The organism is Burkholderia sp. Bp9015 (genome assembly GCF_003853505.1).
Lineage (GTDB): Bacteria > Pseudomonadota > Gammaproteobacteria > Burkholderiales > Burkholderiaceae > Burkholderia.
Genome location: NZ_QTPZ01000042.1, coordinates 40,417 through 61,604 on the forward strand (window position 1 = coordinate 40,417; position 21,188 = coordinate 61,604).

The 21,188-nt window shown below is 60.6% G+C and carries 23 protein-coding genes; 22 read left to right on the forward strand and 1 reads right to left on the reverse strand.

Features of this window, described 5'->3' with window-relative positions; translation table 11 throughout:
• Positions 1-242 precede the first annotated feature (242 nt).
• The 22 genes from DIE12_RS32130 (at position 243) to DIE12_RS32235 (ending at position 20,491) form a co-directional block, all read left to right on the forward strand.
• The gene (locus DIE12_RS32130) at positions 243-575 is read left to right on the forward strand and encodes a DUF5658 family protein (protein WP_124551471.1); all 333 of its coding nucleotides are present in this window, start codon (positions 243-245) and stop codon (positions 573-575) included.
• Positions 576-722: 147 nt separating this feature from the next.
• Entirely contained in the window at positions 723-980 is a 258-nt protein-coding gene (locus tag DIE12_RS32135) for a hypothetical protein (protein ID WP_049096374.1), read from the forward strand.
• Between the two features lie 10 nt (positions 981-990).
• Positions 991-1,761, forward strand: coding sequence for a DsbC family protein (locus tag DIE12_RS32140; RefSeq protein ID WP_124551472.1), 771 nt, complete (start codon positions 991-993; stop codon positions 1,759-1,761).
• A 13-nt stretch (positions 1,762-1,774) separates the two neighbouring features.
• On the forward strand, positions 1,775-2,011 hold the full coding sequence (locus tag DIE12_RS32145) for a hypothetical protein (RefSeq protein WP_124551473.1): 237 nt from the start codon (positions 1,775-1,777) through the stop codon (positions 2,009-2,011).
• A complete protein-coding gene (locus DIE12_RS32150; RefSeq protein ID WP_124551474.1) occupies positions 2,008-2,532 on the forward strand; it encodes a lytic transglycosylase domain-containing protein in 525 nt (174 codons plus the stop codon). Before DIE12_RS32145 ends, DIE12_RS32150 begins: the two co-directional genes overlap by 4 nt.
• Positions 2,532-3,200, forward strand: a complete 669-nt coding sequence (locus DIE12_RS32155) for a conjugal transfer protein (protein ID WP_124551475.1) — start codon at positions 2,532-2,534, stop codon at positions 3,198-3,200. Before DIE12_RS32150 ends, DIE12_RS32155 begins: the two co-directional genes overlap by 1 nt.
• Complete coding sequence (locus DIE12_RS32160) at positions 3,197-4,222, forward strand: TraU family protein (protein WP_124551476.1); 1,026 nt, start codon at positions 3,197-3,199, stop codon at positions 4,220-4,222. Before DIE12_RS32155 ends, DIE12_RS32160 begins: the two co-directional genes overlap by 4 nt.
• A gap of 11 nt (positions 4,223-4,233) precedes the next feature.
• Positions 4,234-4,731, forward strand: a complete 498-nt coding sequence (locus DIE12_RS32165) for a TrbC family F-type conjugative pilus assembly protein (protein ID WP_124551477.1) — start codon at positions 4,234-4,236, stop codon at positions 4,729-4,731.
• A gap of 35 nt (positions 4,732-4,766) precedes the next feature.
• On the forward strand, positions 4,767-5,252 hold the full coding sequence (locus tag DIE12_RS32170; RefSeq protein WP_124551478.1) for a hypothetical protein: 486 nt from the start codon (positions 4,767-4,769) through the stop codon (positions 5,250-5,252).
• Positions 5,242-5,628: a hypothetical protein gene (locus tag DIE12_RS32175; RefSeq protein ID WP_124551479.1), complete on the forward strand. Its 387-nt coding sequence runs from the start codon at positions 5,242-5,244 to the stop codon at positions 5,626-5,628. Before DIE12_RS32170 ends, DIE12_RS32175 begins: the two co-directional genes overlap by 11 nt.
• Complete coding sequence (locus DIE12_RS32180; protein WP_124551480.1) at positions 5,621-6,220, forward strand: TraE/TraK family type IV conjugative transfer system protein; 600 nt, start codon at positions 5,621-5,623, stop codon at positions 6,218-6,220. The genes DIE12_RS32175 and DIE12_RS32180 overlap by 8 nt, the downstream gene beginning before the upstream one ends.
• A 5-nt stretch (positions 6,221-6,225) precedes the next feature.
• On the forward strand, positions 6,226-7,176 hold the full coding sequence (locus tag DIE12_RS32185; RefSeq protein ID WP_124551481.1) for a type-F conjugative transfer system secretin TraK: 951 nt from the start codon (positions 6,226-6,228) through the stop codon (positions 7,174-7,176).
• Positions 7,176-8,534: a TraB/VirB10 family protein gene (locus tag DIE12_RS32190; RefSeq protein WP_124551482.1), complete on the forward strand. Its 1,359-nt coding sequence runs from the start codon at positions 7,176-7,178 to the stop codon at positions 8,532-8,534. The genes DIE12_RS32185 and DIE12_RS32190 overlap by 1 nt, the downstream gene beginning before the upstream one ends.
• Positions 8,534-9,247, forward strand: coding sequence for a TraV family lipoprotein (locus DIE12_RS32195; protein ID WP_124551483.1), 714 nt, complete (start codon positions 8,534-8,536; stop codon positions 9,245-9,247). The genes DIE12_RS32190 and DIE12_RS32195 overlap by 1 nt, the downstream gene beginning before the upstream one ends.
• Before the next feature lie 13 nt (positions 9,248-9,260).
• Positions 9,261-9,650, forward strand: coding sequence for a hypothetical protein (locus tag DIE12_RS32200; protein ID WP_124551484.1), 390 nt, complete (start codon positions 9,261-9,263; stop codon positions 9,648-9,650).
• A gap of 74 nt (positions 9,651-9,724) precedes the next feature.
• Positions 9,725-12,307, forward strand: coding sequence for a TraC family protein (locus tag DIE12_RS32205; protein WP_124551485.1), 2,583 nt, complete (start codon positions 9,725-9,727; stop codon positions 12,305-12,307).
• Positions 12,304-12,735: a hypothetical protein gene (locus DIE12_RS32210; RefSeq protein WP_124551486.1), complete on the forward strand. Its 432-nt coding sequence runs from the start codon at positions 12,304-12,306 to the stop codon at positions 12,733-12,735. Before DIE12_RS32205 ends, DIE12_RS32210 begins: the two co-directional genes overlap by 4 nt.
• Positions 12,735-13,262, forward strand: coding sequence for a signal peptidase I (gene lepB, locus DIE12_RS32215; protein ID WP_124551487.1), 528 nt, complete (start codon positions 12,735-12,737; stop codon positions 13,260-13,262). The genes DIE12_RS32210 and lepB overlap by 1 nt, the downstream gene beginning before the upstream one ends.
• A gap of 34 nt (positions 13,263-13,296) precedes the next feature.
• Positions 13,297-14,253 carry a conjugal transfer protein TraF gene (gene traF, locus DIE12_RS32220; protein ID WP_260429060.1) on the forward strand — a complete coding sequence of 319 codons (957 nt, stop codon included), beginning with the start codon at positions 13,297-13,299 and terminating at the stop codon, positions 14,251-14,253.
• 10 nt (positions 14,254-14,263) lie between these two features.
• Positions 14,264-15,745, forward strand: a complete 1,482-nt coding sequence (locus DIE12_RS32225; RefSeq protein ID WP_124551489.1) for a conjugal transfer protein TraH — start codon at positions 14,264-14,266, stop codon at positions 15,743-15,745.
• A 12-nt stretch (positions 15,746-15,757) separates the two neighbouring features.
• Positions 15,758-20,206, forward strand: coding sequence for a conjugal transfer protein TraG N-terminal domain-containing protein (locus tag DIE12_RS38795; RefSeq protein ID WP_260429061.1), 4,449 nt, complete (start codon positions 15,758-15,760; stop codon positions 20,204-20,206).
• Between the two features lie 90 nt (positions 20,207-20,296).
• Entirely contained in the window at positions 20,297-20,491 is a 195-nt protein-coding gene (locus DIE12_RS32235; protein WP_124551490.1) for a hypothetical protein, read from the forward strand.
• 77 nt (positions 20,492-20,568) lie between these two features.
• On the opposite strand, the gene DIE12_RS32240 is transcribed toward DIE12_RS32235, so the two are convergent.
• A complete protein-coding gene (locus DIE12_RS32240) occupies positions 20,569-21,090 on the reverse strand; it encodes a hypothetical protein (protein WP_124551491.1) in 522 nt (173 codons plus the stop codon).
• Positions 21,091-21,188 lie beyond the last annotated feature (98 nt).

Genomic DNA, 21,188 nt, shown 5'->3' on the forward strand with positions numbered 1-21,188 from the left:
TCTATTTCTTCTCTCCGTTCCGCCGGCGCTCGACCTGGCGCATCGATGGTTCAAGCGACGGCTTCCCGGCTCCTACACACGCTTTGCGCCACCGAAACTCCCTCGGCGTACTCACTCGAACGAACGCTTTCAACGGTTGCCGAAGCGCAACGGCGACAGATGCATGACGGTGCGAATTAAATTATACTCACCTCGCGGCCTGATACAACTTTATAACCCGACCAGGCCGGAACGGGGAAAACATGAGGATCGACCACTGCACCTCCATCCTCTCGAGATACCGCACACCGACCCTGCTCGGCTTCGTCGCGATACTCCAGATCTTGGACTGGCACAGCACGCTGAACGCACCGCACACCCGCGGCGAAGCTAACAAAATGATCAACTGGCTCGTCCAGTGGGTCAGCTTCGGCTCAGTAGTCTCCGCCTTCAAACTGTTCTGTCTCTCCATGCTTCTGTATGGCTTCCTCTTCTGGCGCAAGCACAAAGGACTCTACGAAATCGAGTTCACCCTGGTTCTGAGCGTCGTGGCTCTCGTGTACAGCGGGGTTGTGTTCAACAACTACTTTGCATAACCTCAATATCGATGTTTTGATGTTTTGCGCTCTCCCTGTCGATTGCCTTGCGCGGCGCGATGCCAAGAAAGGTCATCCAGAAGGGGAGCCGTCAGGCCCGGCAGGCTCCGTTCGGTATCATTTCGGTATTCACGACTGGAGCTGGGAATGAAAGCCATTGTTGAGCAAGACCTGAAGGAAGCCGCGATCGCTGGGACGATCAAGGATTTCATCATCGAAGAAGTGGAGGGTGGATTCATCCTCCGCACCATTTTTGTCCGATCGAGCGTCGAACACGTTCTCTTCACTCAACGCAAGCGCGCGCGAAGCTGGGTGAACGTGAATTCGCTGCTCGAATTCATCGTGCAGTACAAACCTGAGCTGCCCGAGGTCCGTATCCGTCTCATTCAGCGCTCGAACAATTGAAAGAGGATCCATGCGTCGCCTTGCCAAACTCACTCTCACACTCGCCCTCGCCGGCATCGCCTCGCTGGCACACGCTGACTTCCCCGAAGAGCTCGTCAAGCGGTTTCCGGCAGCGCAGGGCGCCAAGATCGAGCGCGCGTTCCCCGGCTTCTGGTCGGTCGCCAAGGGAAGCGATGTCTTCTTCGTGCGGGATGACCTGTCGGTACTTATCTCCGGAGAAGTGGTCGATCTCAATCAGCACCGCTCACTGACCCAGGCGATTCGCGACGCCAATCCTCCCCGCGTCGATGTCACGCAGCTGAATCTGAAAGACGCAATCAAGTTCGGCAACGGTTCTCGGCGCCTCTTCATCTTCTCCGATCCCGACTGCCCGTACTGCCGTAAGCTCGAGGGCACACTGACGAAACTCTCCGACGTCAGCGTCTACATCTTTCCCTTCCCGCTCGCCGGCCATCAAAATGCTGCAGAAGTCTCGGAAGGCATCTGGTGCCAGAAGGACCGGGCGACTGCATGGCGCGCGTACCAGGACCTGACGTTGGTCACCCGCGAGCCGCAATTGCTGGACGCTTGGCAGGACTACCTTCGCAAGCACAATCAACCGACGCGCCCGACCTGCGACAACCCACTCGCGCGCAATCTGGAATTCGGCCGCCAATGGAACATTGCCGGCACTCCCGCGCTGGTATTCGAGGACGGCACCCTGATCCCGGGCCTCGTTCCCGCCCCCCGCATCGAGGCCCAGCTCGCGAAGTCCCATTCCAACCTGACGGCATCGAAATAACATGGCGCGGAAAATGCTCGTATTTCTCGGGGCACGCGGCCGACATACTGGCATCCACGTGACCGCATTCACGCTACTCGCGACGGCGGCATTCATCATTTTCACGGCCGGCGATCTCGGACCGATGGCACCGCTCGTAATCGCCGTCGCTTTCTACCTGGTGTTCGCTGCAGTTGCCGCCGAGGTTGCGCTTGGCGTCGCCACCGTGACCCGGTCGATTGCGCGGCGCACTCTCCGGCGCGATACATGACCTCCCGACTTGCGACTGTACTTTTAGTACTGCTACTCGCTTGCTCGACGGCGCACGCCGTCGACTTGAATGCGTGCTTCGAGAACGCCGCACGCCGGAGAAATATCAGCGTCGACTTGCTCCGCGCCATCGGTCACGTCGAGTCCCGCTTCCGACCGTGGGTGACGAATACCGAATCCGGCGCAATCGGCGTGATGCAAATCATGCCGGTGCATCTGAAGTGGCTCAGGAAGTACGGAATCGACCGCGACGATCTCTACGATGGCTGCACGAACATCAACGTGGGAGCGTTCGTGCTCGCCGACATGATCAGGATGTTCGGTCCGACATGGCGCGCTGTCGGCGCCTATGGCGCCGGAATCGCGCCAAACAAGGAGCGTGCCCGGCTCGGCTACGCGAATCTCGTTCGCGCGTCTCTCGAGCGCCTAACCCGCCAGGGTCCGATTGCCGTTCTGCCGGTCGCGACCCGTGCGACCCCTTCGCCTGCCGTTCCCTCTCGCCCGAAGATGGTAGTGGACTAATGACCAATATCCCGAAACTTCTGCTCGGACTTGCGCTAGCGCTGCAAGTCGCCTCGACACACGCCGAAGACCTTGGTACGAAGGCGCAGACCTACGCCCTCGATCAAGACGCGGCTGACCAGATCAAGGACATCATGCGTCGAAAGCAACAAAGCGGCGAGCTCGATGCATTCTGGAAAAACTACCGTGACCGGACAATCGCGAGCATCAAGAATCCTTCGTCGCTCGGCATCGCCACAAACTACGGCGCGCGGACCGAGATGCGCGATCTACGGTTCATCATTCCCCAGGACTACCGCGACCAGACCGGCAAGGTCATTGTCCGGCGCGGCACGCTCGTCGAGCCACTGAAGGTGATGCCGTTGACCAACGGCCTCCTGTTCATCGACGGCACCGATGCTCGCCAGGTCGAGTATGCGGTGAGGCGCAGCCAGGCCGAGCGGCTAAAGATCGTCCTCACAGCCGGCTCACCTTACGCACTACGCGTCAGGTACGCAAACGTCCCATGGCACGGCGGTACCGGCGTGCCGTTCTATTTCGACCAGCGCCGAATGATCATCAGCACGCTCGCCAAGCTCTACAACATCCAGATCAACACCGTGCCGGCCGCGATCTTCCAACAGGGCGACAAGTTGGCGGTGCAGTTCGGGATGGAGGGTGCAAATTGAAACGCTTCCTCCACCTCTTGGCCACCACCGTGGTGGCATTCACCCTTTCCGGCGGTGCCCGCGCCCAAGCGCTCTGCAACGGCAGCTTCCCGAACCTCATCACCGACGTTTGCTACGACTGCATCTTCCCGATTTCGATCATGGGCGGGTTCATCAACATGGGCGTGTCCGGCGACGACTACGACACCGGCGCGAGTCACTTTCCGGTGTGCGTCTGCGCAAACAACCTGGCCGTCGGAACGCCAGTTTCGTTCTGGGAGCCACGCTATATGGTCGACACGACGACGAAGCCGGGATGCATGCCCCTTTTGGGCGGCATCGATATCAAGACGCCCTACAACGCCGCGGAATACGGCGCCCAAACGACAACGAACGCCGCGATTGGCGGAAAGCGGAAGGCCGCGTTCATGCAGGTCAACGAATACGTCAACCCGATCATGTCGGCGCTTGGCGTAGTCGTGAACAACCCGTGCCTGGACAACCGGGCGTTCGATGTTCCGTTCCTGAGCTGGGCCGATCCGACATGGAACGACGATGCCCTCTCTTTGATGCTCACGCCGTACGCCTATCCCTTCGCTGGCATCCCGAGCATCGCCGCCGAACTTCCTGACGCGATCTCGGCGACATTCGGCTTCCCGTTGGAAATCCTGTTCTGGGTCGCGGGTGCATGGGGACCGATGTACCCGCTCAACGGCAACGTGGCCATCGCCAACACGCCCGAACAGGTCTCGCATCTGATGATCGCGCGTCTTTTCGCCAAGTTGCATGCCGCGGGCGCGGCGCAGGCGACAGCCGGCAACGACGCGCTTCAATCGTGTGGCGCACTCGGCATCCCACAGCTTGTGATGGACAAGCGCCAGTACAAGACGAACCGTGTCTTCCCGTTCCCCGACAACAAGTGCACGCCGATCGGCCGGCCTCTGGCCTTCCAAGAGATTGGCGCCGCTCGTCCTCAGGACAAGGAGTACGGCTACATCATCTTCCAGCGCAAGGACTGTTGCGCGACGAAGACCATTCAGTAATGGAGAAAGTCATGAATCGATCGCTGATCGCGCTCACGTTCTTCGCCGCCGCGGCCGCTCAAGCCGAGCCCTCGCTCAGCGAGACGATCGCCGCGCCGTGGAATACCTACGTATTCGTCTCGACGCGCATGCCCCTGCAATCGGTGATCGAACTCGCACGAGAAGCCAGCCAGGCCCGTGCCGTGGTCGTGCTGACCGGGTTTGGGGGAGGGGAGTCAACACTGACTAGCACGCAGCAGTATGCGGCCGAGATCAATCGGGCTTGCTGCGGCAAGCAACCGGCACGCTGGATCGTCGACCCGGTCCTCACGCGCCGGTATGGAGTACGAGCGGCACCGTCTTTCGTGGTCGCACACGGAAGCAGCGAAGACCCCGGCGAGTTCTCGAAGGTCGCCGGCGAGATGAGTCTCTCGCAGGCGCTCAAGTTCTTCGCGCAGACGTCGAAGCTCCCGTCGGCACGAGACTACGCGTCGAAGTTGTACTACTCCGCCTACGGGAGCAAATATTAATTGTCTCCCCTTCTTCTACTGATTAAAATTTAGGCATGAAGACATCTATTTTCGTCCTCGCGCTCGCGTCACTCGTCGCGTCTTCGGTGCACGCACTGCCGTCGACCAACGGCGTTGCGTTCGCACCGCACGCGCCATATGTCGAAGGCGGCGCTGTTATCGAATCGCCACAAGGCGGGGACTACGTATATTCGAAGGACATCCCGGACGATGGCCGACGGCCGCAGCGCTTCATGCTTGGGAAAGCCCCCCGGCCGAACTACGACCTATTCAGCGAGAAGGAAGAGGCCGCGCTGTGGAACACCCGCGAGGCGATGGTCGCGGCCGAGCAAGCGAAGCGTGCGCAACGCGCCCGGCGCGCCGGGCACCACGCGAAGCGTGCATCGCGCCCGAGCTTGAACTGGCCGAAGGTGATTGTGGTCGGCGAAAAGACCTGCGTTCCGACGCGCGAATTCGCTACGTCTCCCGAATGGCAAAAGCATCTGATCTGTTGGGACAGAGGGAGCCGTCATGTCGATTAAGTTCCGCATCCCCAGATACGGTGGCGCCGACGCTGCGTTTCTCGGTGTCCAGTTCAAAGACACCTACATCCTGATCGTCTCCGTGCTCGTCGCATTTGTCGCGGGCAAGTTTCTCGGGACGTTCGCCTATCTCGGCATCCCATTCGCCGGCTATCACATCAACAAGAAGTACATCGAGTGGCGGAGCGCGAAGCTTGACGGATTTGTTCGAGCGTTTCTGTACCGGTTTGGGTTGGCCAGGTACGGGAAGAGGGGATTCAAATCTCAGCGAACGCTGTATATCGGCGACGCGACCGTGATCAACCCGCGATCCAAGCTGCTGGTCGACGCAGTTCTGCGCCGTCATTTGAAGGAAGAGGAAGGCTCCCATGAATAGAACAGCAAGAGATAAGTCGGTTGCCGAATACAAGCAGCTCAATCGCTACCTGTCGATCGGGGTCGCCTGCCTCGGCGTTGCCCTTCTTCTACTCGCCGTGAAGGTTGTCTTTCAGACTGTCATCCTCCAGATGCAGGTCCCGGGTATGCCGGACGGCGCAAAGATCGAACGCAACGGTATGGACGTTGGCGCGATGCAGGCGTACGCGTTCGCCGTCACCAACGCCCTGGCCTCCGTAAACCCCAGCAACGGTGAATCGACCAAGCGATTCATTCAGCCGTTCCTTTCGCCGGAGGCCTATACCAAGGTCAGCTTGGCGATCGACCAGAAGATTGAAACGCTCAAAGCGCAGCGCGAGCTCGGAAGCTACTACTTCGTGCTGAAGCGGTTCGATGCGGACGAAAAGCTTGGACGTGTGTTCGTGCAAGGCGATGTCCATACCGTCAACGCAGCACGAGACACCGGCGAGCCGTGGGTCTTCGAATATCCCGTCCGATTCGGCAACTATCGGATGACCATGGTCGACGTGATCGCCTACCCCGGCGACAAAGCACACAACTCCGATTGGATTAAAGCCCAACAGAAGAAGTGATACCGATGAAAACCCGCTACCTCTCCGCCTGTTTGGCGGTCTATCTCGGATCGACTTTGTCGACGGTCGCGCTTGCAGACAGCGCACCACCTTCCGTTGACTTCGGAACAGTCGCCGCGTCCGATGCCCAGACTACCGCTGCGTCGCCGGTGAAGAAGTCCAAGCCTCGCACCCACAACAAGCGGACTCGTGACCCGCTGAAAGTCGATCCGGCGATCGCGCTCAAGAACACTGCTGCGAAGGAAATAGTCTTGCCCGGCGTGCTGACCGTACCGGGTGAAGGGATCGGCGTTCCGGATCCCTCGAATGGGCAAAAAATCTCGTGGACGAACACGGGTAACAAAACGGTCTATCTGAGCGCCGACGAGCCGAACCGGATTTTGCTGCCGTTCAAGAATCCGTACATCGTGCGCACGAGCGACGTGCAGGTCGACAAGCGCGAGTCGAGCAACAACGTGTACGTCTACTGGACGAATCCGGACGCGCAGGCTCGCCATTTGTACGTCGAGCCGCCCGATGGTGGCTCGTCGCTCGGGCTCGACATCGTTCCGAAGAAGATCCCCGCACAAACAATCATCGTTACCGACGACACCGGCATCGTGTCCGGCCGTCGGCCGAAGACGTCCACCAGCAGCGAATACACGTCCCATATCCAGGATCTCATGGCAGCGATCGCCTTGGGCAAGGCGCCGGACGGGTTCTCACAGGTCGACATCCAGTTGCCGCCGATCGCTATGAACGGTCTTTCCGCAACGGTCGATACACGCTACAGCAGCCAGGAAGGTGATCTCTACGTCTATACGGTGCGCAATCCGACCCAAAGTCGGGTCGTGCTTCGCGAAGAAGAATTCGACGGGCCGGAAGTCATCGCCGTTTCGATTTTCCCGAAACCCGTCCTGATGCCCGGCGAAAAGACGCTGGTGATTGTGATGGCGCGCAAGCGTGAGGAACGGTAATGGCGATTCAAATTAAATGGTTGGACGATCGTGTGCAGGAATGGCGGGACATGGAGCCCAAATTCCGCTACCTGCTGATCACCGTCGCCGTCACCGGGACTGCCTTCATTCTGTACCAGCATTTCACCCGCGAGCCGAAGGCCGACGCGCCGGTAGCTGCGCTTCCGGGACAGCAAATTCCCGCCCCGGTCGCTGCAGCTCAACCGGGACAGCCCGCGGCGCCGGCTGCGGGGTTCGCTGGGGCCGTGGGCATTCTGCCGACATCGAGCCGGAATCAAGGGCTCGAGGACATGGCCGCTCAGGTCGCGGCGCTCAAAGAAATGGTCGGCGATTTGAAGAAGACAATGGGCGACGGGAAAACCGGTGGCGCACCGGTTGGTGCCAACCTCACCACGTCGTGGACGCCGGCGAGCACGCCGGTCCCCGCTTCTGGCGGGTCAGCAGCGGACAACCAGGCCGCTACTGCCTTGGGAAAGGATCTGCCGGACGCCGTGAGCTTCGACCAACCTGGCAACCACGCGACGAAGGCGGCGAACGGCAATGCAGCGCCGATCGGTGACCCCAACGGCGTGGCTCCGCCGTTGCCCTCCGCGCCCCCCGCACCGGTGCGCCCGACGCTCGTCATCGACAAACCTGCCCCGACGAAGGCAAGCGCGGCGGACTCCCGCCCGGCCCCCACCTTTCCGATCTACTCCGGGATCGAGGCCGTCATGCTGTCCGGCTTCAATGCCCGCCAAAGCGGATCGAACGGCGGCGCCGCTGGCTCAGTGACCGCGGCGATCGACGTCGGCGCGCCGTTCGTATCGCGTGTCAAGGGAGCGACGATCATGCCGAACTCCTGGAAGGCGTCCGATCTCGAGAACTGCTTCATTGGTGGCTCCGCGACGGCCGTCCTTTCAGCCGAGCGTGCATACACGATCTCGGACAAGATCAGCTGCATCTTCAAGAACGGGGAAATCTACGAGGGCGAAATCAAGGCATATGGCCTCGACGTCGACGGCAACCTCGGCCTCGCAGGGAAAGTCGTCAACAAGCAAGGCTCCATGCTGATGCAGGCAGCACTAACGGGTATGGCAGCGGGTCTCGGGTCGGCGCTCGCACCCACTGCTGTCTCCAGCTACAACAGCAACGTCGGAAGCGGCACGACCGGCGCCTATACCTATCCCAGTCCGAGCTTTCTGCTCGGGACCTCTGTGGGCACGGGCGTGAACAAGGCTGCAACCGAGCTCTCGCAGTTCTACCTCAACTTCGCAAAGGAAACGTTCCCGGTCATCGAAGTGACGGCGGGCACGCGAGTGACATGGATTCTCAAGCAAGCGCTCACCCTGAAGCGTACGACGCCTCCCAAGGAACAATGATGAACCGCCACCTTAGACTCTTCGGCTCGGTCATGCTGCCGGCCATCACCGTCTCGCTTGCGGCTTGCTCGTCAGCGTTCAACCCGATTGGAAGCAACACGTACGACTGCAATCGGAAGCAAGACCCCACCAGCATCTATTGCCACAGCTTCCGCGCAGTGGAGGCCTCCACCAACGGACGCCTCCCTGACAGCCGCTTTGATACAGCGCTGAAATTCAGCGAATACGACAAGGCCACCGATATCGCCCCGCCGAGCCGGCCGGACCTTACCGTCCCGCCGCTGCTCACGGGCGCCGGACAACCGGTTCAGCTCGGTTCTGGCGGCACTACATCGCAGGGCGCAGCAGCTCTGCCCACGGCGGCCCAACCCGACATGCCGGTCCGTATGGGGCCGGTGATCCAGCGCACCTGGATCAAGCGATTCGTCGACGAAAACGACATGTGGACCAGCAACCTCACCGTGCTCAAGGAAATCACACCGTCACGCTGGTCCGGCTTTGACGGCGGCAACCCGAGTCGTGCGGCGGGCGGTGCCTACCCCCACAAGGTTGCCGACGCCGCACAAGATGCATCCGCGGCCGCCGTTGCTTCCGCGCAAAGCGCGCCGAGTGCACCGACGCCCGCGACCACCGATTTCATTCAACCCGGCGGTTCGCCGTCGGGTGGTGAAAACCCCGCTGGCATTTCGATGCCAATGTCCATGCCACAGTAAAACGAGGAAACCAATGAAACAGAAAGCAGCTTCGACAATGACCGCCGCACCCACTTGGTCGTCCAAACCGGCGATGGTGATGGTCGTCGCGATGGGCGTCATGCTCATCTCGATCGGTGCATTGAACGGCGGTACCGCCCTCACTGGCAGCGCCTGGGACGCGATTCAGACCACGATCAAGGAGATGTTGGCCAGCACGTACGTGATGTTCGCAATCCTGCTCGTTCTGCTCGTGACGATCTGGCAACTGGCACACGGTCAAGGCTATCGGAACCTGGCAGTCGTGCTGGGCATTCTCGCGACCGCCCTGATCGGCCCGAGCATTGTCCAGACGGTCGCGACGGCAAACGGCCCGGCACCGACGTCGAGCAACACCGCGACCGACTTCGGCCTCGCGCATTAAGCAAACCGCCCCGTTGAGGTCCGGGGCGCGCGCTACGCGCGCCCCATCCCGCCCAAGCAGAAAGAGAGTCCACCTTGACCGCCATCACCCCGAAAGTCCGCAGATCACCGGCGAGCAATCTGATCAACCTCGAGACGTACACGTCCGATACCGATCTCGTGATCGCGAAGGCACCGGGCCCCGAACGGCCCTTCGTTGGTGCCGTATACCGGATGAGCCCGCTTTCAGGTGGCGGGGGCGAGTTCAGCACCGTTGTCCAGAACGTATTCAAGGCCGTGCCCGATCACTCGGTGATCCAGGTGAGCCTGCTCGTTTATCCCGACCATGACGCGCCGGAAGCGTATCTCAAGGGCAAAGCGCTCGGCGGCCACGTTGTCCAAGATCTGGTGCGTCGCCAAGCTGCACTCTATCGGCGCGGACTCAGCAGCGGTGAATTGCCCGACCTGCCGGGCATCAACAAGCGAACCGTCTATATCTCGTTGGCAGTACCTCATCGAAAGGCCGATGACGATGCCATCGAAAGTTCGTCGAGCCTGCAGCAAGAGTTTTTCACGAGCCTTCGGGGCTGCGGATTCCATGACGTCGAACAAATCAACATCAATCAGCTGGTCGGCGTCTACCGGCAGATCACCAACATCTATCAGCCTGCGACGATACCGGTACTCGATGAGACTCTGGATCTTCGCTATCAAATCTTCGGCCCTGACCAGACCTTCGACTTCCGGGATCCTCGCGTCGGCGTCATCAACGACGACACGTTCTGCACGACCGTCACCGTCAAGAGCTATCCGGAGGAGCCGTTCCACGGAATGATGAATCTGGTCAGCGGTGCGCCTTTCAACAAGGGAAGTGTTCGAGAAGGCGGCGGACAAAGAATTGACGGACCGTACATGATCACCACGACGGTCCGGGTCGCCAATCAGCGCAGGGAATGGACCCGCGTAGAGAGCGCGATTCGCTCCCGACAAACGCATCAGCCACTCCCGATCAAACTCGGGGTGGAAGACACACAACGCGTTCTCGCTGACCTTCAGGAAATCAAGAGACAGTGCGCCGAGGACGGGACGAAGTTCGTTCATGTCTCGACAAATGCCTTCCTGTTCGCTCGCTCCCGCGAGGCCGCGATTCGCGCGGGCGCCTCAGTTAAGGGCACGTTGGACAAGCTTGGCTTCGACGGCCGCGACGTCGTCGGGACTGGTTTGGTGCGTCTTGCGCAATCGCTTCCGCTGAACTTTTCGACAACAATCGCTGACGAGATCGCCGGCGAAGCTCCGATGGCAAGCTCAGAAGTAGGCTCATTGCTGCCTGTCTACGGCGACTACCTTGGCAACGTGACCCCAGACTTCGCGTCGACAGGGATGGCGTATCCGACCCGTCGCGGGACGATGCACTACTTCGACTCCTACGTCAGCAACTCGAACTTCAACGGCGTGATGGCCGCCGAGTCTGGCGCCGGCAAATCTTTTAGCCTTCAGGCGAGGATCGTCGCGGAGCTTGCGGAAGGCGACCACATCGTCTTGCTCGACAACGGGCGCAGCAGCATGAAGTTCTGCGCAGCCGTTGGTGGCGAGTACAACGAGTTCGGGGGCTCCAAGGGATGGCGACCGTCGCTCACTCCGTTCTCACACCTGACCGACGAGGAGTTCGACGAACAACAAGAGACCATCACGTCGTTGCTCATGTTGATGGCCTACGACGAAGAGGACCCGGACCCCGCTGCGCGCATCGCGCTGAGCGAAGCGGTCAAGGCAGCGTGGGGTCAGAAAGCGGACAAGGCGGAGGTGTTCACCGTCATTTCCTGCCTCGAAACGATCGTCTCGTCGGCCGCCGAAAACCAAATCCAGAACCAGGTGCACGTCGCGGCGGCCAATCTGATTCCACGCCTTCGAGCCTTCGTCGATTCGCCAACTCGGGGACCGTACTTTCGCGGCCAAAGCACGCTCAATCCACGCTCCCAGTTCACGGTTTTCGAGCTCTCCGGTCTCGGCGATGACAAGCACCTCAAACGTGTGGTGTTGTTCTGCTGCATCAACACACTGATTACTCGAAACAAGGCCATCGCCGGAAGGAAGCGCATCTACGTTGATGAGGCACAGGATCTCTTCGATGTCGAGTCAGCTGCGTCAGCCTTTGAAGGGCTCTACCTGAAAGGGCGCAAGGACGCCGTCTCCGTATGGGTAATTGTGCAATCGCTTCTCAAGCTCGCAAGTTTCAAGGCCGGCGAGGTCATCCTCCGCCAGTCTGCCTGGAAGATGATCATGGCCCAGAAGCCCGAGGAAATAACCGCCTTGATCGATCAAAAGATCATCACGTCCTTTGCCGACGATCCGTACTTCCACAAGCTGCTGAAAAGCGTCGAGTCCAGAAAGCACTTCTGGAGCGAGATTCTGATCATGGGCAAGGACACATACGAGGTGGTGCGCCTATATGTCGACAAGTTCACGAACGCGCTGTTCAGCTCAGAGGGGGCCGAACGTGGCGATGTCCTTCGGATGATGGACGAAGGCGTCGACGCGATTGAAGCCGTCACAAAGGTGATGGGAGACAAGAAGGCGAGACGCAAAGAATGGATGCGAAGTTTCCTCGAAATGTGCACGAATCACGACGGATTGACGTTCCGCGAAATTATGACGGAGTTGAAGGAGCTGGAAAAATGAGAGGATTCCTGACTGGCGGAAAGATCCCTTACTCGGTCGCATGTCTTCTTTCGTTCGCGGTCTACACGATTGGCTATCAAGCCGGCCACCAGACCGCAAAGCCGGCCCCACGGGTCGCGATCGCAGAAAAGGGGGCCGTCGTCCTTGAGGCGGCCCTAAGCCATCCGACTGCTACTCCGACGCAGATGAAGGCGCTCATCGCAGACCCGATCAACAGCGTGATCCAACGCTATCTCACCCAGGGCTTTGTCATTGTCGACACCAGCCGGAATGATCAGGGGGAGATGACCGTCACGGCATTGCCGGCAGACACACTGGATATCACCAACGACCTGCGTGCGGCCGCCCAGCTGCCCGCCCAGCATCCCTCCACCGTCACCGCGCCTGCCGTCGCGGCCTCGTCGCTCACGACTGAGGGAGCGAAGTGATGTCTACCGTCAAGATGCTCGACGCGGACACTCCGCGTCCAGGTGAACGCGGCAAGTTCGCCGCGTTTTTTTTCGCGATCCTGGTACTGGTCCTGTTCTTCTGGATCGAGCCGCCGATCACGTTCGGCTTCGATCCGCAAAGCGAGCGATGCCTGCCGGACATGCATCTCGCGATGATGATCCACCGCCAGCCCGGTGTCGTGCACGACGGCGATCTGCTGTTTTGGCGGCCTGAAGGTGCGCTCGCTGGGTTCAAAGAGCAGTACATCCTCAAGATGGTTGCCGGCACGCCAGGCGATCGCCTCACGATTCGCGACGAAGGCGTGTTCATCAACGGAAAGCAGGTTGCGAAGGGCTTCCCGCTCGCACAGTACTACAAGCGCAGCGTCAAGGCGTTCGAGCGAGACGAGGTAATCCCGCCCAATGTTTACTTCATGATCGGCGTGCATCCGAATTCCAACGACTCCAGGTACTGGGGCTATCTCGACGCATCGAAGGTATCCGGCTATGCATTCCGCTTATTCTGAAACGGCTCGCGCTCGCGCGCTCCGTCGGTGGCTTGTGCTCGCGCTGACGCCAATCACGATGCATGCCGTCGCGTCGCCGGCGGCCGCCCCTTCGCGCGGCGACGCGTATGGCGACGCGTTCGTCAATTACCAACCGTACGTCGTTCCCGCTGCCCCCGTCCCCGCGTCGACACCGGCCCGAACCCAGTCATCGTCGCCGTCGCCGGCGCCGAGCACGGAGAAGGGCTCGCAAAAGGTCGACGTCGCCTTTCTCCGAAAGGTCTATCCGATGCTCGAGGAGCGAGCGATCAACGATCCGACCGACGAGAACATCTCGGCCTACATGTACACGAAGCGCATCATCCTCGACAAAGCTCAACGCTTCTCGCAGGGCGTCGCTCGTGTGCTCCGGCAAGACCCCTTGCTCGACGAGAACAATCGCGTGCCCTATGCATCGACTGGCGCGCTGTCAGTTCGCAACGCGGACTATCAGGCGCAGCAGAAGGCGGTTGACGAACTCGCACACGTCGGCGGGCTCGTCGCGTTCGTCGACAGTACTTGTCGGTTTTGCGCGATGCAGCTTCCGGTACTCGACATGCTGAAGCAGGCCCACAACATTGAGTACCTCGTCGTCTCACTCGACGGCTCGAGGCCGAAGGGATTCAAAGGGCCGCTTCTCCCCGACAACGGTCTCTTTCGCAAGCTCGGCCTGAAGCTCACGCCCTCCGTCGTGTTCGTGCCGCGGCCTCGCGCATATGTCGGGGCGGACGATCCAAACCAGTATTTGGTCGTCTCCCAAGGGTTCTACGCCATGGACGAGCTCGTGAAGCAAATTGCGTTCGCGGGTCATGACACGAAGCTGCTTAGCGTCGACGTGATGCGGGATCTCAACGTATGGGACCGTGGGGTGGCGACGACGCAGGACATGAACCGGCTTCGGCTGGACCCCAACAAGCCGGGCTCGTTCCGCGAGACTCTGCAGCCGTACCTCTTGAAGCAGTACCAGAACTAAGGAGGCGCCCATGCGCGTTAAGAAATTCCTTTTGGCGGCTACCTTCGCGATCGCGCCTCATTTCGCAAGCGCCGGCATCCTGGCCGACCTTGGCTCGATGGTGATGGCGAACAGCACCGCGCCGGGGACCATGAGCACTAAGGATCGTGTTGGCGTGTTCATGGGCGCCTTCACCATGCGTTCGCCGATCAAGTCCGTCAACCTCGTGACCTTCGATCCGCCGCGAATTGACGCCGGCTGCGGCGGCATCGATCTTTATGGTGGGTCGTTCAGCTTCATCAACAGCCAGCAGCTGATACAGATCTTCCGCCAGGTGGCAGCGGACGCCGCAGGGCTCGCGTTCAAGGCCGCCATCAAATCGATCTCCCCGTCGCTTGATGCCTTGATTACCGAGTTCCAGACGCTCCTGCAGAACCTCAACAACCTCGCCAAAAACTCTTGCCAGATGGCGCACATGATTGTCGATCCCATCGACAAGGCGCTGTCCAACGCGGTGAACGGTGACGGGAACACCGGGGGCACGAACTCGAACATGTTCACCGACGTGATGGGTGGCCTGAAGAACTACCTGTCGGACGCCAACTCCTATTTCAAGAATCAGTCGTCCAACAACCCCAAAGCGGGCAACGCACTCGTGAAGAAAGTCGTTGCGTCAGGCGCATCGTCGATCATGGGCATGGCTGGCTTGCCGAACGTCGACGGGAGCAGCGACAACCCATCGGACCCCAACAGCCTGAACAACATGGTGCTGTATGCGTTCCTTGGCTACAACATCGACGCCGCCCCGTGCAACAGCCTGAACCAGTCCGGTCAGGGCGTTCAGTCCGCGAAGCCGGCGAACAATACGATCGGTCAGGTGACGTGCTCTGGGCCGGCCGTGATGACACTCGATGATCTCGTTAAGGGCGGTGGTAACGGATCGCCCCGGCCCGATATCCCGCTGAATCTCTACAAGTGCGTGAATCCCAGCGGAAGCGTTTTCGGCGGGGTGGACAACCAGATTTGCACTCAGATGCAGGTCGTGCCGTTCAACTACGTCGGCATCCAAGGATGGGTCAACTCGATGATGTTCGGTACCGTCGATCCCGCGCTTTCCATCTCTGGCAACTCGATCGTTGGCCAGGTCAACAGCGTGAACTCGACCACGTTCTCCGCGCAGCAGGTTTCGTTCATGCAACAAGCTGGCGTGCCGCTGGCCGCATTGCTCTCGAAGACCTCGAACACGTCGACGCGGGTCGCGATCGCGCAACGGCTGTCGCCTCACATTGTCGACTGCGTCGCGGCGCGAATTGGAGAGGTGCTCTACAAGGGCGCAAACCTGATTCAGACGACGCCGGGTTACGACCTCACCGACGACCAAAAGGATCGCATCAAGACGTTGCGGACCGACTATCTGGCGAAGCAGAGCGCGTGCAACAACAGCGACGCGCTGCTCCGGATCGTGACCGAGATTAACGAAGGGACGCGCTTCGTGAATACCAACATCAAGTAACCGGGGACATCGATGGCAATTCCTACTCTCACCATCTACTCGGCGACCGCGGATCCGACCACGTTGCGTGCGATCTTCGACGCCGTCGCAATGATCTGCAAAAACAACCTGATGATCTGGGGATTCGCGGTCATGGTCGCGTTCTGGCGACTCGGCGCGTCGACTGCAGCGGCGGCACTGCGATCTGCATCCGGGCAGGGCGGGGCGGTGCTCGGTAACGGCGCACTGAGCGCGATGATGCCGTTCGTTCTCGCCACGGTGCTCACGAATCCCATGATGAAGAGCACGATCCAGATCGAGTCGACGGTGAACGGGAGCCTCACACAGGTCGACAACGTACCGCTCGCTGTCTCGATCATCCCTGTCGCGGGTAGTGTCTTGTCGATGGATCTGAACGACACCGTCTCGACTGCCTTTCAGCGCGCCAGTGCAGAATACCCAACCATCTCGGCCAGCTCGAACGGGTTCCTCAATCCGTTGAAGGCATTGCTGAACGCTCGCACGGCGACGTCCCGTCTTAGCGGAATCGATTCGGAAGTGAAGACGGTTCTCGCTGCTTGCCTCGGCCCGGACTCCGGGGTGAACTATTCCAACATTCAGCGCCTGGTCATGAACGCCGGCAATACTGGTGCGACCAGCTCCCTGTCGATCGCCGTCAATGGTGTGAATCCCACTGCGATCGGGGCGCTGCTCTACCAAGCGTCGTTGAACAGCACGGGGAAAGTCAACGACATCGGTCTGGATTCAACCAATATCCTCTCTTGCTCCGACGCCGCGTATCGAGTGGCGGATGACATCACAAACGCGCTGAACTCGCTCGAGTTCCCGCGTGTGATGCAAGGTGCCGTGAACGGACTCGATGCTCCCCGCCCGGGCGCGGACTATAGCTTCGGCTCGCTGGCGTCTCAGTACTACGCCGTCTCCCGTGCGAACACGCTCGGGGGAGTATTCGCCGGCGGGACTGGCCAGGCCAACGCGGAGTTCATGAACCTGCTGTTCTCCGAGATGGTTCAGGGTGATCTCAACTGCCTTCGCGCCGCGGGTGATACGTTGATCCAGTGCCAGGCGTCAGTCCTGCAGGCCGCTGAGGTTGAGCGGAACAACCTGCAGGCGGCCGCCAGCGAAATACCGGCAATGCGCTACGCCGGCGCGTTCGGCAACTACCTCATCGCACTCATCATCGGCCTCGGCCCGGTCATCATCATGCTGATGATGTTCGCCGGTGTCGAGGCGGGGAAGTCGGTCAAGACCGCCGCGCACATCATCGTGTGGCCCTTGCTGGTCAACAACGTCGGCGCCGAGATCGTCAACGGAATGATCTCGATCGACATCGCGAACTTCCTCCAGGCGTTGCGCCAGGGAGGTTGGTTGTCGCAAGCGACTACTTATGCCGCCTACAAGGAGCTGAGCCTGCAGATCGGTGTCGGCTCGCACATCATGGCGAGTCTGCCCGTTCTGATGAGCATCATCTTCAGCCTCGGTGAGTCGTCCGCCATGACGAGCGTCGCATCGACCATTTCGCCACGCTCGAAGGAGACTGTCGACAACGTCGCTCCCGCCCCGCAGGTGACTCGACCGATGTTCGAAGGCGGCCCCGTCGGCACGATCAGCCAGCTCGGTCACGGTGCCGGCAAGCTTGCGATGACCGGTAGCGTCGACGCCGTCTCGACCAGCATGAACTTCGGCAATATGGCGCGGGACGCAAGCCGTTCACTCACGGAGTCCGAGGTTCGCAGTCGTAACATCAGCGCAGGGGAGTCGAACCTCGCGGACTTCCGCCGGGCGTTCTCGACCGGAGACTTCAGTCGGCTCAACATCGATCGCCAGGTGGGCCAGTCGCTCGCCGAAAACTTCAACAAGGAACTCCGCAGCGGCAATGAGCAGCATACGGGCGATAGCGTTACCGGCCTCCGCGGCAACTCGAATCGGTCGACAGTGGGCGGCGGCGGAAGCATGAGCCTCAGCTTGAAGGAGGGATTTAACGTTGGGGGCGGTGTGCACGCCGACACAGGCACCTCGGCAGATGACTCGCTGCAACGAACCGAGTCCAGCGGCGCCTCCAAAAACTTTTCGGATTCCGTGGCACTCAGCAATGCGCTGTCGAAGACAATGGCCCAGTATTCGAACACCAGCGCCGGCAAGCAGTCGTCGTCGGAATTGTCACGTTCGCTGAATACGCAACGCAGCTATCAGCAAACGCTCTCCGAAGTTAGCTCCGTAAGTGACGCCGCGACACAAGGCGTTCGCGACAGTTCCGGATTCGTCAACATGAGCGGCAAGATTGGTTCCGAAGAGATCGCTTGGCAGCAACGGGCGAATCCGGAATACGCGGCATTCCAGATGAGGCAAGGGCGCCTCTTCGACGAAAACCGCGCGGCTCGACCTTATTTGCAGACGGCCGCCGCTGACGCGGCATCGGGTGCTACTGGTCGCTTGGTAGGCGATCGCTCTGGCCAAGCGGCGATCAACCGTCATCGCGCGGCCGTGATGCTTGCTCAAGACCAGGAAGCTCGTCCTGAAGATCGGATGGCGGCTTCTCGCTACTTGACGGATGAGGCGCGTGCAATGCAACACATGAAGTTCGACCCAACCAGTCCAGCGCCGATGAACCTGAGCATCGGCTCGCCGAGCGACGCCACGGGCGTGAACGGCAGCGAGGTCGCTCGATTTGCACACCGTCATCTGCCGGCGCCTCCGACGCCACAGAGGACGCCGTCGCAGCCCGCCGGCGCTAGCGGGGCAGGCTCGACCGCATCTACCTTTAACACCGACGCGTCGAACACCGCGCCGGCCAGCCGACCAGCAGCCCTTGGCCACGACGTTGCTTTGCGGGACAGCGTGCCGATGCCGGGTAGACCGCCATATGCGACCAGCGGTGCTTCGGGCAATTCCGAATCACTCGCGCCGAACGTCGAAGGCGAGGCACTCATCGCCGCGACAGGAGCGGTCCCAGGCATGCTGGAAGGTCAAGCACAGTCCCCCGCGGGCGCCGTTGTCATAGGGCAGGATGCAGGTCGGCGAGGTGACGGGCACGTCGACCGGTCCGAGGCGATCCCCACTGACCGCACCGCCCTGGAGGGCACTCGCCCCGACACACCCGGCGCTGGACGTAATGCAGGCGCGACCGTTGCTCGCCCGAGCGATGGTCCGACGGTTCGTCGGACCGGTGCTGCTTCTCCTATGGGCCAATCCACAGCGAGAGATTCTGGCGGCCGCCAACAAGATGCGTCGCGCAGTGGCCCGTCGGCGAACGAGCTCGGCGCGCGTCGTGACGACGCAGACGCCGCTACCCGGTCGGACAGCAACCGCATGCCGGGCACTCCCGGAACTCAACCTGCCCCCGCGAGTGCAAGTAATGACAGTTTCGTCCACGTAGCCACCGCTCCGTCCGACCTCGGCGCAATACCATCGGCCGCAGCGCCGGCTGTTCGCGGCGAGCATATTCCGTCCGTCGGGGGGGCTGCATCGGGCCGAACTACCGCAAACAGCAGCGGAGTCCCGCCATTGCCAACTTCACCCGTGGCGGCTACCACCAACCCGTCAGGACCGACGAGTGTCGCCGCCCAGCCAGGGACTAGCTATCCCGCTGCAAGCGAAAATCTGACGGCCAGGAACGGTCACCAACCGCCCCAAAGCTCTCCGCTGGAAGCTCCAAGCTTAAACCGCAGTGCTGCATCGACACGTGTCGATCATGCCGCACCGCGACCGCCGGCACCGGTGACTACCAGAATGACCAACATTCAGTCGGCGTCGCTCACTCCGCCACCAGTTCCGCAACAGCCAGCCGGCTTTGGCGGCGACTTCCAGAACCAGGTGCAGGACCAGTTTGCGGGCCGTAGGGAGCACGTTGCGTCGTCAGTCCAGTCGGCAGAGGCCCAAGCATCAGCCGCGGGCCTCGATGCAAAGGGCCATGGCACCATGATTCGAACGGCCGCAAATGTCGGCGACAACGTTGCCGACCTCGGTCGCTCGGCTGGAGCCGGGTCACGAACGGGACTTGCAGCTCCCGCGTCGGTGACGCCAACTGGCTCGCCGGCAAACCGGGCCCCGTCCCAAGCACGGGACGATCGTGCTGCGCCGGCCCCACAGGCATCGCCCAACACCAGAAGGAACAGCCCGCAGCCGGCTCCGCTCAATACACCGCCCGTGCCGCAGCAGCCGGCTGGTTTCGGGGCCGATTTCGAGAAGCAGATGCAGGACCAGCTTTCTAGCCGGCAGGAGCACGTCGTTTCTTCCGTGCAGTCGGCGGAGGCTCAGGCCTCAAATGCTGGCCTTGACGCGAAGGGGCATGGCACGATGATCCGAACCGCTGCGAACGTCGGGGACAATGTCAAGGATATCGGCCGCTCGGCGGGATCCGGCTCGCGGACCGGCCTTTCTGCGCCACAAGAGCAGAAGAGAGCGCGAGAGTCAGCGCCGGGTGCAAATCCCGATTCGGCACCCGGGAAGCGAGGAAATTAAACTAGAGTAGAAAGGCCGCTCGACCGTGAGCAGCCTTTCTCTTTCTGTGTTAGGCTAACTGCACGCCAATAAAAAGAGCAGAGGTCGAAAATGGCATTCTTTAAAAAATTTGCAGCTAAGTTTGTGGCGATGTTTAAGAAACATCCGACCAAAGATAATTTTCGGAAAGATTATATGAAGCGGGCGCGAGCGAATGCAGCTGGCGGCGATCGACATAACGGTTACGGCGCCGGTATCCGCGGTCCGAAGAACGATTGGGGCATGAACGGCCGTTCTGGCTGGTGACGCACAAGCTTCTTTCGAAAGTTCATAGGTTAAGGGGCGGTTTCGCATGCGAAACCGCCCCTTTCGTTTTCAGCCTGTCACCAGTCGAAGTTTTTCATGTCAGGCGTTGTCGGCACTTCGGCCTCCGTAACCTTTCGTAACGCATTGCGTACGGTGGCCGGCTTCACGTCGTACAAATCAGCGATCGCGTCAATCGCCACCCCCGAGTCAAAGAGCCGCACCCAAGTCTCGATCTTTTTCTCTTGTGCATCTTTCAAAGAGACGCCCAGTGCCTTACGGAAAGAGGCGTGCACATTTCGCTGGCCGCGCTTCTTCGCCTCCGTGTAGGAGAATTCTCGCTTGCGGTACAGGCTATTGAGGATCGACTCCGTCTTTACTTCATACATTTCGGCAACGGTCTCGAGCTCGACGCCGGACTCAAGCAACCGGATCCACGTGTCATAGCGCGCTTCAACCACGTCGGCCGCGGCGATTCCCTGGCTGGTGCGATAGAGGTAGACCTGCATGTGTTTCACGCCGAGCTTCTTCGCGATCAACGTGTCGGGAACGCCCCTGCTCAGACCCTTAGATATTAGTTTTTTCTGTTCGTCCGTCAGCATAAGCAGAGTGTCGTGTGTCGCCTCGTGGCGGGAGGATCGCAAGATTACAACCACATAACAGCGGAGGCGGCAAGATTTGCCGATCATTCTCCCCCGAA

Coding starts and splice junctions, on each gene's coding strand:
- DIE12_RS32200 (WP_124551484.1), top strand. CDS start 9,261: ATGAAACAGAAAGCAGCTTCGACAATGACCGCCGCACCCACTTGGTCG.
- DIE12_RS32240 (WP_124551491.1), bottom strand. CDS start 21,090: ATGCTGACGGACGAACAGAAAAAACTAATATCTAAGGGTCTGAGCAGG.
- DIE12_RS32195 (WP_124551483.1), top strand. CDS start 8,534: ATGAACCGCCACCTTAGACTCTTCGGCTCGGTCATGCTGCCGGCCATC.
- DIE12_RS32155 (WP_124551475.1), top strand. CDS start 2,532: ATGACCAATATCCCGAAACTTCTGCTCGGACTTGCGCTAGCGCTGCAA.
- DIE12_RS32170 (WP_124551478.1), top strand. CDS start 4,767: ATGAAGACATCTATTTTCGTCCTCGCGCTCGCGTCACTCGTCGCGTCT.
- DIE12_RS32165 (WP_124551477.1), top strand. CDS start 4,234: ATGAATCGATCGCTGATCGCGCTCACGTTCTTCGCCGCCGCGGCCGCT.
- DIE12_RS32175 (WP_124551479.1), top strand. CDS start 5,242: ATGTCGATTAAGTTCCGCATCCCCAGATACGGTGGCGCCGACGCTGCG.
- DIE12_RS32140 (WP_124551472.1), top strand. CDS start 991: ATGCGTCGCCTTGCCAAACTCACTCTCACACTCGCCCTCGCCGGCATC.
- DIE12_RS32235 (WP_124551490.1), top strand. CDS start 20,297: ATGGCATTCTTTAAAAAATTTGCAGCTAAGTTTGTGGCGATGTTTAAG.
- lepB (WP_124551487.1), top strand. CDS start 12,735: ATGTCTACCGTCAAGATGCTCGACGCGGACACTCCGCGTCCAGGTGAA.
- DIE12_RS38795 (WP_260429061.1), top strand. CDS start 15,758: ATGGCAATTCCTACTCTCACCATCTACTCGGCGACCGCGGATCCGACC.
- DIE12_RS32225 (WP_124551489.1), top strand. CDS start 14,264: ATGCGCGTTAAGAAATTCCTTTTGGCGGCTACCTTCGCGATCGCGCCT.
- DIE12_RS32145 (WP_124551473.1), top strand. CDS start 1,775: ATGCTCGTATTTCTCGGGGCACGCGGCCGACATACTGGCATCCACGTG.
- DIE12_RS32190 (WP_124551482.1), top strand. CDS start 7,176: ATGGCGATTCAAATTAAATGGTTGGACGATCGTGTGCAGGAATGGCGG.
- DIE12_RS32130 (WP_124551471.1), top strand. CDS start 243: ATGAGGATCGACCACTGCACCTCCATCCTCTCGAGATACCGCACACCG.
- DIE12_RS32185 (WP_124551481.1), top strand. CDS start 6,226: ATGAAAACCCGCTACCTCTCCGCCTGTTTGGCGGTCTATCTCGGATCG.
- DIE12_RS32135 (WP_049096374.1), top strand. CDS start 723: ATGAAAGCCATTGTTGAGCAAGACCTGAAGGAAGCCGCGATCGCTGGG.
- DIE12_RS32210 (WP_124551486.1), top strand. CDS start 12,304: ATGAGAGGATTCCTGACTGGCGGAAAGATCCCTTACTCGGTCGCATGT.
- DIE12_RS32150 (WP_124551474.1), top strand. CDS start 2,008: ATGACCTCCCGACTTGCGACTGTACTTTTAGTACTGCTACTCGCTTGC.
- DIE12_RS32180 (WP_124551480.1), top strand. CDS start 5,621: ATGAATAGAACAGCAAGAGATAAGTCGGTTGCCGAATACAAGCAGCTC.